Annotated in this window: 16 protein-coding genes; 8 read left to right on the top strand and 8 right to left on the bottom strand. The window is 67.9% G+C overall.

From position 1 onward, the window contains the following. The coding region (locus A5646_RS13000) for a TauD/TfdA family dioxygenase (RefSeq protein WP_197505184.1) at positions 1–317 on the top strand (317 nt) is incomplete at its 5' end. Between the two features lie 50 nt (positions 318–367). On the opposite strand, the gene A5646_RS12995 is transcribed toward A5646_RS13000, so the two are convergent. From A5646_RS12995 to guaB, 3 genes are read right to left on the bottom strand one after another with little or no spacing between them, the layout of a single operon-like run. Continuing rightward, positions 368–2,113 carry a GMC oxidoreductase gene (locus A5646_RS12995; protein ID WP_067022014.1) on the bottom strand — a complete coding sequence of 582 codons (1,746 nt, stop codon included), beginning with the start codon at positions 2,111–2,113 and terminating at the stop codon, positions 368–370. A gap of 51 nt (positions 2,114–2,164) precedes the next feature. Then, on the bottom strand, positions 2,165–3,304 hold the full coding sequence (locus A5646_RS12990; protein WP_066866872.1) for a GuaB3 family IMP dehydrogenase-related protein: 1,140 nt from the start codon (positions 3,302–3,304) through the stop codon (positions 2,165–2,167). An 8-nt stretch (positions 3,305–3,312) separates the two neighbouring features. Beyond that, on the bottom strand, positions 3,313–4,908 hold the full coding sequence (gene guaB / locus A5646_RS12985) for an IMP dehydrogenase (RefSeq protein WP_065028373.1): 1,596 nt from the start codon (positions 4,906–4,908) through the stop codon (positions 3,313–3,315). Between the two features lie 173 nt (positions 4,909–5,081). On the opposite strand from guaB, the gene A5646_RS12980 reads away from it, so the two are divergent. Beyond that, positions 5,082–5,495, top strand: a complete 414-nt coding sequence (locus tag A5646_RS12980) for a DUF5319 domain-containing protein (protein ID WP_007773416.1) — start codon at positions 5,082–5,084, stop codon at positions 5,493–5,495. A gap of 9 nt (positions 5,496–5,504) precedes the next feature. On the opposite strand, the gene A5646_RS12975 is transcribed toward A5646_RS12980, so the two are convergent. The 3 genes from A5646_RS12975 to A5646_RS12965 all read right to left on the bottom strand — a co-directional run bounded on the left by A5646_RS12975 (position 5,505) and on the right by A5646_RS12965 (position 7,761). Continuing rightward, positions 5,505–6,275, bottom strand: coding sequence for an anti-sigma-D factor RsdA (locus A5646_RS12975; RefSeq protein ID WP_197505183.1), 771 nt, complete (start codon positions 6,273–6,275; stop codon positions 5,505–5,507). Next, entirely contained in the window at positions 6,262–6,840 is a 579-nt protein-coding gene (locus A5646_RS12970) for a sigma-70 family RNA polymerase sigma factor (RefSeq protein WP_066866868.1), read from the bottom strand. The genes A5646_RS12975 and A5646_RS12970 overlap by 14 nt, the downstream gene beginning before the upstream one ends. A 90-nt stretch (positions 6,841–6,930) precedes the next feature. After that, positions 6,931–7,761, bottom strand: coding sequence for a hypothetical protein (locus A5646_RS12965; protein WP_067022010.1), 831 nt, complete (start codon positions 7,759–7,761; stop codon positions 6,931–6,933). A 359-nt stretch (positions 7,762–8,120) separates the two neighbouring features. Here A5646_RS12965 and A5646_RS12960 point away from each other — a divergent pair, with 359 nt between their 5' ends. From A5646_RS12960 to A5646_RS12950, 3 genes are all read left to right on the top strand, one after another. Next, positions 8,121–8,429: a WhiB family transcriptional regulator gene (locus A5646_RS12960; RefSeq protein ID WP_064883744.1), complete on the top strand. Its 309-nt coding sequence runs from the start codon at positions 8,121–8,123 to the stop codon at positions 8,427–8,429. A 192-nt stretch (positions 8,430–8,621) separates the two neighbouring features. Further along, positions 8,622–8,807 (top strand): hypothetical protein, encoded by a 186-nt coding sequence (locus A5646_RS12955; protein WP_066866864.1) that lies wholly within the window; start codon positions 8,622–8,624, stop codon positions 8,805–8,807. A 38-nt stretch (positions 8,808–8,845) separates the two neighbouring features. Continuing rightward, complete coding sequence (locus A5646_RS12950) at positions 8,846–9,607, top strand: superoxide dismutase family protein (protein ID WP_067022008.1); 762 nt, start codon at positions 8,846–8,848, stop codon at positions 9,605–9,607. A 64-nt stretch (positions 9,608–9,671) separates the two neighbouring features. Here A5646_RS12950 and A5646_RS12945 read toward each other — a convergent pair whose 3' ends face one another. Continuing rightward, entirely contained in the window at positions 9,672–10,256 is a 585-nt protein-coding gene (locus A5646_RS12945) for a TetR/AcrR family transcriptional regulator (RefSeq protein ID WP_231998312.1), read from the bottom strand. A gap of 118 nt (positions 10,257–10,374) precedes the next feature. On the opposite strand from A5646_RS12945, the gene A5646_RS12940 reads away from it, so the two are divergent. Both A5646_RS12940 and A5646_RS12935 read left to right on the top strand, forming a co-directional pair. Further along, on the top strand, positions 10,375–10,803 hold the full coding sequence (locus A5646_RS12940; RefSeq protein ID WP_067022006.1) for a tautomerase family protein: 429 nt from the start codon (positions 10,375–10,377) through the stop codon (positions 10,801–10,803). Between the two features lie 52 nt (positions 10,804–10,855). Continuing rightward, positions 10,856–11,398, top strand: a complete 543-nt coding sequence (locus A5646_RS12935; RefSeq protein WP_067022004.1) for a DUF302 domain-containing protein — start codon at positions 10,856–10,858, stop codon at positions 11,396–11,398. Between the two features lie 7 nt (positions 11,399–11,405). Here A5646_RS12935 and A5646_RS12930 read toward each other — a convergent pair whose 3' ends face one another. After that, the gene (locus tag A5646_RS12930; RefSeq protein ID WP_066881095.1) at positions 11,406–11,816 is read right to left on the bottom strand and encodes a Rid family hydrolase; all 411 of its coding nucleotides are present in this window, start codon (positions 11,814–11,816) and stop codon (positions 11,406–11,408) included. 90 nt (positions 11,817–11,906) lie between these two features. Between A5646_RS12930 and A5646_RS12925 the strand changes: the two genes are divergently transcribed. Then, positions 11,907–12,308 carry a hydrogenase gene (locus tag A5646_RS12925; protein WP_066866853.1) on the top strand — a complete coding sequence of 134 codons (402 nt, stop codon included), beginning with the start codon at positions 11,907–11,909 and terminating at the stop codon, positions 12,306–12,308. Positions 12,309–12,311: the final 3 nt, after the last annotated feature.

Raw genomic sequence — 12,311 nt, 5'->3', positions numbered from 1 at the left:
AGACCGGCGAACGCACCCTGGTGGCCGGTGACTTCGTGCGCGGCTTCGTCGGCCTGGACAGCCACGAGTCAACCGCCCTCCTGGAGCTGCTGCAGCGGCGAATCACCGTGCCGGAGAACACCATTGGCTGGAACTGGGCGCACGGCGACGTCGCCATGTGGGACAACCGCGCCACCCAGCACCGGGCGGTCGACGACTACGACGACCAACCCCGGCTCATGCACCGCATCACCCTGATGGGCGACGTGCCGGTCAACGTGCGCGGCGAGCGCAGCCGGGTGGTCAGCGGCGCGCCGCTTCAGGCGCTGGCAAGTTAATGGTGACGACCCGCAGCGCCCGGCTACGCCACGCTCGCGATCGTCACGAGTTAACTGGCGTCGGCGGTGGAGCTGATGTGATTGCTCGGCAACCAGCGCAGCGCGCCGGGCGCGGTGGCCGGGACGACGGGCGCCTTGGGCGGGATCGGCTCCAGCCGGCGATACGGCTGGCCCTGCGCCGGGCGCTGGTCGTCCTCACCGGCATTCGGCCACAACGACGCGGCCCGCTCTGCCTGGGCGGTGATTGACAGCGAGGGGTTGACGCCCAGGTTCGCCGAGATCGCCGCGCCGTCCACCACGAACAGCGTCGGGTAGCCGTAGACCCGGTGATACGGGTCGATCACCCCATGCTCGGCGTTGTCACCGATCACGGCGCCGCCGAGGAAATGCGCGGTCAGCGGGATGTTGAACAGCTCTCCCCAGGTGCCGCCGGCCACGGCGTCGATCTTGTCGGCGATGCGCCGGGTGACCTGATTCCCGACCGGGATCCAGGTCGGGTTCGGCTCGCCGTGGCCCTGCTTGCTGGTGTACCAGCGGATGCCCAGCCTGCCGCGTTTGGTGTAGGTGGTGATGGAGTTGTCCAGGTGCTGCATGACCAAGGCGATCAGCGTGCGTTCGCTCCACTGACGGACGTTGAGCAACCGCATCATGCGACGCGGATCCTCGCGGGCCTGGTCCAACAGTTGCTTCCAGCGCGGCACGTCGCTGCCTTCGGGGCCGGTTCCGTCGGTCATCAGCGTCTGCAGCAGCCCCATCGCGTTGGAGCCCTTGCCGTAGCGGACCGGCTCGATGTGGGTGTCCGGCGTCGGGTGGATCGACGAGGTGATCGCCACCCCGTGCGTCAGGTCGAGGTTCGGGTCGACCTCGAGCTTCCCGGCGCCGACGATGGACTCGGAGTTGGTGCGGGTGAGCACGCCCAGCCGATCCGACAGCCGCGGCAGCAGACCCTGATCGCGCATGTTGAACAGCAGATGCTGGGTGCCCCAGGTGCCGGCGGCCAGGATCACCTGCTTCGCCGTGTAGGTGCGCCGGTCGCGGCGCAGCCAACTGCCGGTACGCACGGTGCGAACCTCCCACAGCCCATCAGGACGCTGCTCGAAACGCTTGACCGTGGTAATCGGGATCACCTGCGCCCCAGCAGATTCCGCGAGAGCCAGGTAGTTCTTCAGCAGGGTGTTCTTGGCGCCGTAACGACAACCGGTCATGCAGCAACCACATTCCAGGCAGCCGGTGCGCTCCGGCCCCGCGCCACCGAAGTAGGGGTCCGGCACGGTCTTGCCCGGGGCCTTGGTGCCGTCGGGGCCGAAGAACACGCCGACGGGAGTCGGCACGAACGTGTCGCCGCAGCCCATCTCGTCCGCCACCTGTTTGACGATCCGGTCGGCGTCGGTGAAGGTCGGGTTCTCCACCACGCCGAGCATCCGCTTGGCCTGCTCGTAGTGCGGCATCAGCTCGTCGCGCCAGTCCGTGATGTGCGCCCACTGCTGGTCTTTGAAGAACGGCTCCGGCGGCACGTACAGGGTGTTGGCGTAGTTCAGCGAGCCACCGCCCACCCCGGCGCCGGCCAGGATCAGCACGTTCTTCAGGGGGTGGATCCGCTGGATGCCGTAGCAGCCCAGCCTCGGCGCCCACAGAAACTTGCGCAGATCCCAGGACGTCTCGGCGAAATCTTCGTCGGCGTACCGGCGTCCGGCCTCCAATACGCCGACGCGGTAGCCCTTTTCGGTCAGCCGCAACGCGCTGACGCTGCCCCCGAAACCCGAACCGATGATCAGTACGTCGTAATCCGGCTTCATCGCACCAGTATGGCCTTACCGGCGGGTAACAAGCCAGCGACCCTCACCGGGCTAGCTACCGACGGTCAGGCCGACCTTCTGGAACTCCTTGAGGTCGCAATAGCCGGCCTTGGCCATCGACCGCCGCAGGCCGCCGACCAGGTTGAGGCTGCCGAACGGATCGTCGGACGGCCCGTTGAGCACCTGCTGCAGCGGCGGGCGCTCACCGACGGCGATCTGCAGCAGCGCCCCGCGCGGCAGCGAGGGATGCGCCGCGGCGGCGGGCCAGAACCAGCCCTCGCCCAGCGCCTCGGCGGACTCGGCCAGCGGCGTGCCCAGCACCACCGCGTCGGCCCCGCAGGCGATGGCCTTCGCCAGCTCACCGGAGGTGTGGATGTCGCCGTCGGCCAGCACGTGCACGTAGCGGCCGCCGGTCTCGTCGAGGTATTCGCGCCGCGCGGCGGCGGCGTCGGCGATCGCGGTGGCCATCGGCACGCTGATGCCCAGCACCTCGTCGCTGGTGGTCACTCCCCTGGTCGCGCCGTAGCCGACGATCACGCCGGCGGCGCCGGTGCGCATCAGGTGCAGCGCGGTGCGGTGGTCCTGCACGCCGCCGGCGACCACCGGCACGTCGAGCTCGGAGATGAAGGTCTTGAGGTTCAGCGGTTCCCCGGCTCCATCCCTGTCTTGGGCCACTCTTTCGGCCGAGACGATGGTGCCCTGGATGACCAGCAGGTCGATCCCGGCCTGCACCAGCACCGGCGTCAGCGCCTGGGCGTTCTGCGGGCTGACCCGCACAGCGGTGGTGACGCCGGCGTCGCGGATCCGGGCGATCGCGGAGCCCAGCAGGTCCGGGTTCAGCGGGGCCGCGTGGAACTCCTGCAGCAGCCGGATGGCCGCCGAGGGCTCGGGCTCCTTGCTGGCCGCCTCGACGAGTTGGGCGATCTTGGCCTCGACGTCGGCGTGGCGCCCGATCAGTCCCTCACCGTTGAGCACGCCCAGGCCGCCGAGCTTGCCGAGCTCGATCGCGAACTCCGGCGACACCAGCGCGTCGGTCGGATGCGCGAGCACCGGAATCTCGAACCGGTAGGCGTCCAGCTGCCAGGCGGTCGAGACGTCCTGCGAGGAGCGGGTGCGCCGGGACGCGACGATGCTGACTTCGCTCAGTTCATAGCTGCGCCGGGCGACGCGGCCCATCCCGATCTCGACCATCTCCGGCCTCAGCGTGCGTAGTAGTTGGGGGCTTCGACCGTCATGGCGACGTCGTGCGGGTGGCTCTCCCGCAGCCCGGCCGCCGTGATCCGGACGAACTGCGCCTGCTGCAGCGCCTCGATGCTCGGCGAGCCGGTGTAGCCCATCGCGGCGCGCAGGCCGCCGGTCAGCTGGTGGATCACCGAGGACAGCGGGCCGCGGAAGGGCACCCGGCCCTCGATGCCCTCGGGCACCAGTTTGTCTTCGGAGAGCGCGTCGTCGGCGAAGTAGCGGTCCTTGGAATACGACTTCCCGCTGCCCGAGCCGCGTCCGGCCATGGCGCCCAGCGACCCCATCCCGCGGTAGCTCTTGAACTGCTTGCCGTTGACGAAGATCAGCTCCCCGGGGGCCTCGGCGGTGCCGGCCAGCAACGAGCCGAGCATGGCCGTCGACGCGCCGGCGGCCAGCGCCTTGGCGATGTCACCGGAGTACTGCAGGCCGCCGTCGGCGATCACCGGCACACCCGCCGGGCCGCACGCCGCGACCGCCTCCAGAATCGCGGTGATCTGTGGCGCGCCGACGCCGGCGACCACCCGCGTGGTGCAGATCGAGCCCGGCCCGACGCCCACCTTCACCGCGTCGGCGCCGGCGGCGACCAGGGCCGCGGCCGCCGAGCGGGTGGCGACGTTGCCGCCGATCACCTCGACCTTCTCGCCCACCTCGGCCTTGAGCTTGCCGACCATGTCGAGCACCAGCCGGTTGTGCGCGTGCGCGGTGTCCACGATCAGCACGTCGACCCCGGCGTCCACCAGCATCATCGCCCGGACCCACGCGTCACCGCCGACACCCACGGCGGCGCCGACCAGCAGCCTGCCGTCGCTATCCTTGGTGGCCAGGGGATGCTGTTCCGTCTTGACGAAGTCCTTGACGGTGATCAGCCCGGTCAGCCGGCCGTGGCCGTCCACGATGGGCAGCTTCTCGATCTTGTGGCGGCGCAACAGCCCCAGCGCCGCGTCGGCGGACACGCCCTCCTGAGCGGTGATCAGCGGGGCCTTGGTCATCACCTCGGCCACCTTCTTGGTCTGGTCGACCTCGAACCGCATGTCGCGGTTGGTGATGATGCCGACCAGGGCGCCCGACTCGTCGACCACCGGCAGGCCGGAGATGCGGAACCGTGCGCACATCGCGTCGACCTGGGCCAGGGTGTTGTCCGGGCGGCAGGTGACCGGGTCGGTGACCATCCCGGCCTCCGAGCGTTTGACCATTTCGACCTGGCCGGCCTGCTCGGCCACCGGCAGGTTGCGGTGCAGGACACCCATGCCGCCGGCCCGGGCCATCGCGATGGCCATCCGCGACTCGGTGACCGTGTCCATCGCCGAGCTGACCAGCGGCACTTTGAGCCTGATCTTCTTGGTCAGCTGGCTGGAGGTGTCCGCGGTGGCGGGCACCACGTCGGAGGCCGCCGGCAGCAGCAAGACGTCGTCGAACGTCAGCCCGAGCATGGCGATCTTGTGGGGGTTGTCACCCCCGGTGGGCACCGGGTCGTCGACCAGGCCACCCACCCGCACATACGCACTGCCGACGAGGTCAGAGCTGTCTTCCAGGTGGGACGTGCCACGGGTCATCAGAGGGGCCCTCCATACGATGCGGCGTGAGAGAACCATCCTATCGGCTTGCCTGTCCCTGCCGTCCGCTTGCTCGGGCGCGCCGCGCGCACCAAACGGCGCGACGGAACCATCCGGCATGGCGAGTAGCCGCCTGCTGGCGTTATCCGGGGCGGGCTGCGTAGGCTAGAGGCGTGCGCGACCACCTCCCACCGGGTTTGCCGCCCGACCCTTTCGCCGACGACCCCTGTGATCCGTCGGCGGCCCTGGAAGCCGTCGAGCCAGGCCAGCCCCTGGATCAGCAAGAGCGAATGGCCGTCGAGGCCGACCTCGCCGATCTGGCCGTGTACGAAGCGCTGCTGGCGCACAAGGGTATTCGCGGACTGGTGGTCTGCTGCGACGAATGTCAGCAGGATCACTACCACGACTGGGACATGCTGCGGGCCAACCTGCTGCAGCTGCTGATCGACGGCACCGTGCGCCCGCACGAGCCCGCCTATGACCCCGAGCCGGACGCCTACGTCACGTGGGACTACTGCCGCGGGTATGCCGACGCGTCGCTCAACGAAGCGACCTCGGACGCCGACGGTTTCCACCGCCGGCACTGATTTAGCGGCTCACTGATTCGGAATCAGCGGCGCCACCGGCGGTGGCGTCTGGCCGTGATGGTGATGCTTACCCACTGACGGACTCGGCTGCGGGCTCGGCGCGGCCGGCGGTGTCAGCGGTGCGGGTGGCGCCGCGGGGATCGCGGAGGCCGGGCCGGCCGGCGCCGCGGGAGGCGGGGCGACCGGGAGCGTGGCGTTCGGGTCGCGCGCGTCGACCTTCGCGTTCAACAGCTTCAGCTGGTCGGTCAGTTCCTGTTTGCTGGCCGGGTCGTCGATCGAGGCCACCAGGCTGCTCACCTCGGTCAGCTGATTCTTGGCCTGGTCCCACTGGCCGCGGTCGATCGATTCCTGCACCTTCGCCAGGTCGGCCTTGGCGGCCAGCATCTCCTGCTTTTCGTGGACCTGCGGCTGGTCGAAGAACATCGCGTGCAGCCCGTACAGGGTGCCGCCGGGCCGGGCCTCGACCACCATGGCGCCGAAGCCGCTGAGCACCATCAGCGCCGCGGCCACCGATCCGACGACGGCCAGTCCGCGATGGCCGCGCCGCCGTTCGGCCAGTCCGGTGCGCAACGCGTTGACGGCCTCTTCGGGCGTCACCAGGGCGCTGGCCGGCGGCCACCTCAGGTTGTCGCGCCAGTCCTCCAGCAGTGTGGTGAGCACCTGAAAATCAGGGTCGTCGGGATCCTCGACCTGGCTCCCGGAGACCGGCCGGCGCTGGGCCAGCGCATCGAGCAGCAGGTCGGTGCGGGCGAATTCGTCCAGGGAGTCAGGCACAGTCACCTGCCGCGATCATCTCGGATTTCAGCCGCGACAGCGCGCGGTGCTGGGCAACTCGGACGGCCCCGGTGGTGCTGCCGACGGCGGTCGCGGTCTCCTCGGCGGACAGGCCGACGACGACGCGCAGGATCAGGATCTCGCGTTGCTTGGCGGGCAGGATCTCGAGCAGTTCGCTCATCCGGCTCACCGAATCCGCTTCGATCGCAAGCTGTTCGGGCCCCGCATCGCTCGACCAGCGATCGGGAATCGATTCGGTGGGATAGGCGAGATCGCGTCCGGCAGCGCGGTGGGCATCGGCGACCTTGTGGGCCGCGATGCCGTACAGGAAGGCCAGGAATGGACGCCCGCGATCGCGATAACGCGGCAGCGCCGTGATAGTCGCCAAGCACACCTCCTGTGCCACGTCATCCGCTGACAGGCCACCCCGATCGACGGTGCCGACACGCGCTCGGCAATATCGCACGACGATCGGACGGATGGTCTCCAGCACCTCCCTCAATGCGTTGTGGTCGCCGGTGACGGCCTTCGCGACCACAGCGTCGAGACGTTCCCCTGCTGGAATTGTCATCGACGGTGATATCTCCAACGTTACGAAGCGGACACATCGCGGGCCAACCGGGCTAACTAACGAAATGACAATAACGGTCGGGAGGCCGTTTCAAGCGGAACGCCACGTCCCACCGGCGCGCCGCACCTGGCCTGCGCAGACATCGCGGATTTCGTGCAGCTGGTGTGCCACAAACGTGACGCTTCCGATATCGATCAGCAAGCAAGCCAGCGCCCAACGCAGTGGCAGCAGCCCTAACCGGCCCGCATCCGTCAGCGCGGCGTCCGCGACCGCCCGGGCACGCTCGAGGTTGCCCGCGCAGCACAGCGCGGCGGCCAGCACCACCTCGCTTTTGACCCGGTGGCGCGGCGATGCGACGGTCATGGCCGCCGCCAGCTCCACGCCTTCGCCGGCGTGGCGGACGGCGGCGTCGCCTTCACCGCGGGCCATCGCCAGTTCGGCGGCCACCCATCGTCGGCGCACCGGCAGCCGATCGGGCACCGCCGCTTCGGAATTCGGCGACGCAAGCAGCGGATCGGTGCGCGCCAGCAGCGTCGCCGCGGCCGCGAAGCGCCCGACGCCCAGCGCGTCGGCGGCCAGCCCGATAAGCGCGTCGGCGCACGCCTCGGGGTCGCCGCCGGCCAGCGCCAGGGCGCGCCCGTCCCAGCCCCGCGCCGCACCATGCCAACCGAGCTGGCGCGAAAACGACCCCTGCGTGCTCCTGCCCAGCGACGCCAGCCGCCCGGTGGGCGCGATGCGCCGCAGCACCGCGAGGTCGCGGTAGGCGGCGCCGTAGCGCCCCTGGCCCCCGGCCGCCACGGCGCGCAGCCACAGTTCCTCCGGCGTCGTCGCCGACGGCAGCGGCCAGTCGGCGGGGCGGTCCCCGAAGGCGGCGTCGGCCAGCCGCCGCCCAATCACGGAAGTGTGACGAGTTTCAATCACAATGATGTAGTAAACAGTTTGTGGTCTTCATGTTACCGAACCGTTAATCACTATAGCCCATGGATAAATTCGCCTTATCCCCCTACCACGCGCTGAGCTGGGCAATCTCGTTTCGGCCAACCGCCTGATAGCACGGCATAGGTTTCGCAATTTCAATCGAGATGAACGCAAAGTTAATTCTGCTCCAACGGGCACATACTTTGCCGGGCTAAGTGGCTATTGACGGAAATTCACCGCCGCCCCTAACGTCTACGCATGACGGGTAGTCATCGGTGACTCCACTCCACTTAATTTAAGTTGCACCCAACCGCTTTCACGAACCTGACCTCGAGCGGGCGGTGCAGAGAGGGAACGAACCAATGCCACAGCCGGAGCAGCTACCTGGACCCAACGCCGACATCTGGAATTGGCAACTGCAGGGCTTATGCCGCGGCGTTGACTCGTCGATGTTCTTCCACCCCGACGGTGAACGTGGCCGGGCCCGCATGCAGCGCGAGCAGCGCGCGAAGGAAATGTGCCGGCAGTGCCCGGTCATCCAGGAGTGCCGGTCGCACGCCCTCGAAGTCGGTGAGCCCTACGGGGTTTGGGGCGGCCTGTCCGAGTCCGAGCGCGACCTGCTGCTCAAGGGCGACATCGGCCGGGGGCGCACCATCCGCCGGTCGGCCTAAGTCCCGCACGGCGCGCGCGATTTGCGCCCGCCCCAATGGATTCGAGCGAGGACACGCGCGACGCGGATGTTCGGGCGCACCACCCGGCCGCATCGAACCCCCTCGACAACTAGTCCGCGGCCGCAGGGCCCTGCCGAGGTCGCTGGGCCGGTAGGCTTGGTCGCCGGGGACGCCTAACGGAGGGGAACGCAGATGGCCGACACCGCGGCAGATCGCGCTATTAACAACGTCTTTGAGGCCGTGAACACGACGGCGACCCACCTCGGCCGCATCGTGGGTTTGATCGCCGGCGCGGCGGGGCGGGCCGCGCAAGAGGTGGTCGACCTGGTTTGGGACTACCGCGACCTGGCCAGCGAGGTGCGCAAACCCGCGGAGTAGGCCGTTTCGACGCGGGCCAATGTGGGTAGGCACCGCAAATGAACAAGGCCGCATGCTTTGCGGTCGCGGCGTTCACCGCGACCGTGGCCTCGCTAGCCGCGTGCTCGAACCAGCAAGGCAGCCAGCCCAATACGTCACCGTTGACCAGCTCGACCCCCGGCGCGGAGCGGCTGACCACCCAGCTGAAGACCGCCGACGGCAGTCCGGTGGCCAACGCCACGTTCGAATTCGCCAACGGCTATGCGACGGTGACCGTGGAAGCCGGACCCAACCAGGTGCTCAGCCCCGGTTTCCACGGGCTGCAGATCCACGCGGTGGGCAAGTGCGAGGCCAATTCGGCTGCGCCGAGCGGCGGCTCGAGCGGGGACTTCGACTCCGCCGGAAGCGTTTACCAGGCGGCCAATCACACGAGTTACCCGGCCAGCGGCGACCTGACCGCCTTGCAGGTGCGCTCCGACGGTTCGGCCAAACTGGTCACCACCAGCAACGCGTTCACCTCCGCTGACCTGAGAAACAGTGCGGGCACCGCGCTGATCATCCACCAGACCGCGGACAATCTGGGCAGCACCGCCCCGACGGGTGAATCCGGCAAGCGGCTGGCCTGCGGTGTGATTGCGGCGTCGTCGACCACCACAACCTCGTCGACCACCAGCGTGACGACCAGCACCACCACCACCGTGGTGCCGCCGGCATCCACCAGTACGAGCACCAGCACCGTCACGGTCACCAGCAGCCCGACCCTGACGTCGACACCGACCACGACCGTCACGACACCGCCCACCTATCCTCCCGGGCGCTGACGCTCGAGCCACCACGAAAGGGAACACCCCCGATCCGCAAGGGACCGGGGGTGTTTCGCGTCGCCTAGTCGGTATCGGCGACTGCGGTCAGTTGGGTGATCGCTGTGTCGAATGGCTCGGGACTACGCAGGGCGCGGCCGAGGATGAGCGCGCCCTCCACATTGATCCACACACTCGTTGCCAGCTGCACGGCCCTGTCGTGGCTCAGGCCTTTCTCGGTGAGCCGGGCGGCGAGCGTGGTGATCAGATCCTGGAAGGCTCGCCGCGTCACATCGCTGAGTTGGTCGGACGCGGGCGTCGACTCGATGACGATGGGAGCGACCGCGCACCCCTCGCGGTAGTTGCTTGACACCAGTTCATCGCGTTCGCGCCCGATAAACGCCGCGATCAGTTCAGCCGCGGTGCGGGTGCTGGCCGCCGCGCGGTTGATGTCTGCGATGCGGTCGGAAGCGTGCAGAAGGGTGACCTCGCTGGCGAGTTCTTCCTTCCCGCCCGGGAAGTGAAAGTAGATCGACCCGCGCGGGGCGGCGCTCTCGGTGACTACGTCCGACAGGGCAGTGCCGAGATAACCGTGTTCGCGGAACAAGCGCCGCGCGGCGGCGGTCATCCGCGCCTTGCTGTCACTCTTCCTTGGCATGTCGTCCATCATACATAGCTCCTTGCAGGCGCCTGGATAGCGCAGTACTCTCGGCAATAGTTGTAAGTATGTCGCACGACATAGTATCTCTGTTCGCCGGAGCCCCGCTCCGCACCACGAAAGGAACGCCATGCCCGTCTACCAGTGCTACAGCCCGAAGGGCCTATTGACCCGGTCCGCGAAAGCCAAGATCGCCGAGGAGATGACCACCATGTACTGCGACGCCACCGGAGCGTTGGCGTCGTGGGTCAAAGTGCTTTTTCACGAACTCCCCGAGGGCGACTGCTTCACGGCCGGCAAACCGGCAACGCAGTCGTTGATTCTCGGCTTCAACCGCCACGGACGTGACCTCATGACTCGGCAGGCAATGCTGCGTCAGCTCGCGCAGATCTGGACGCGTAACTCGGGCCAGCCCGAGGCCGACCTATGGATCTCGATCGCCGAAGTCGATCCCACGAATGTCATGGATGCCGGCTTGTTCATCCCCGCGTCCGGCCACGAGCGCGAATGGCTCGAGCAGAACCGGACCAGGCTTGCCGAACTGGGAATTGCGTCCTGACAAGCGCTGCCTTCCAACGTATTTCGATAAACAACTGTAACGAGGAAACACCATGACCAAATCACTGCACGGATCGATCGAGACGGCCTCACATCAGGTCGACCGGTTGACGATCCAGATCGACGACACGTTCGACGGGTTCAAGAATCGCTACGAGCAAGCGGTGCCCGCTTTCCAGAGTGAGATATTCGACTCCCTCATCGAACGAGAAGCCGACTGGCAGACCGTTCTAGAGGCCACCGCCCAGAACGCGCCGCACGGCTTCATTCTCTATTGGTCACACGATTTCACGTCGCTGATGCGGCTGGCCGGCGACCGCGGCCGGTGCGTCGAGTACCTGATGGGCAATCACACGATCGCGCAGAAGATGTACCGGTACAACCCGGCCGTTCTGCTCTATGCGCCGTTGCGCACTGCCATTGTGGAGGACGCCGACGGCACCGCATGGTTTACCGTTGACCAACCCAGCACGCGGTTCAGCAGCTTCAACACACCCCAAATCACCACGGTAGGAATCGAATTGGATCACAAGCTGGCCACGTTGCTGGCGTATCTCGGCGCCTCCGTGCCGGCCGGACTCACCGCACCGCGTTAGTCACGGCTCAGACGACCGCGGTGACTTGGATCTCGACGCGCATCTTCGGACTCGCCAGCGCGGCGACGCCGATGCATGTCCACAGGGGCGCGTGCTCGCCCATCCGCCGGCGAAACTGTTCGACCATGGTGTCCAGGTGCTCGGACCCGATCCGGCCATCCGCTCCGGGGACGTGATAGGAGTGCACGTGCACCACGTCGCGCCAGGAGGCTCCCGCCGTCGACAACGTTCGTTCGACGTTGTCGAAAGCCGCAATGATCTCGTCGCGCGCCGACTCCGGATAGCGCCAGTGCTCGTCCCACCCTCCCTGCCCGGCCGTCTCCACCCGGTCCCCGTAGCGAACGGCCTGCGCATAGTGGAACTCCCGAAGCTGGTGGTCGCCATAGCCGGGAGTGACAGAAAATATCGGCCTACCCATGGGGGCCATCTTCGTCGCCGACCGCGTCGCGGGTACTCGCTTCGCCCGCAATCGACCGCAGGCGCCGCCAAACGCCCCTAGTGTGCTGACATGCAGACGCTGCTGTTCACCCTCGGGCTGGTCTTGTTCCTGCTCGGACTGTTCACCGGATTGCCCCTGCCCGTGTTGAAAAACCGGCGCATGGCGCTGTCGAGTCACCTCGAGGGGGTCCTCAACGGCATGTTCCTCGTGTTGCTGGGCCTGCTCTGGCCGCACGTCCACCTGCCCGAGGCGTGGGCAATCACGGCGGCGGCCCTCGTCGTCTACGCCGCCTACGCGAACTGGTTGGCGACGCTGCTCGCGGCGGCATGGGGCGCCGGCGGCAGGCTCGCGCCGATCGCGACCGGCGACCACGAGGCCTCGGCGGCAAAGGAGAAGTTGGTCAGCGTCCTGCTGGTCTCCCTGGCGCCGTGCATCGTGGTCGGCGTCGTCATCGTCATCGCCGGGCTCTGACGG

The organism is Mycobacterium sp. 1245499.0, from assembly GCF_001673615.1.
GTDB classification, from domain to species: Bacteria; Actinomycetota; Actinomycetes; order Mycobacteriales; family Mycobacteriaceae; genus Mycobacterium; species Mycobacterium europaeum_A.
This window is presented reverse-complemented; position numbering and strand designations above follow the sequence as displayed.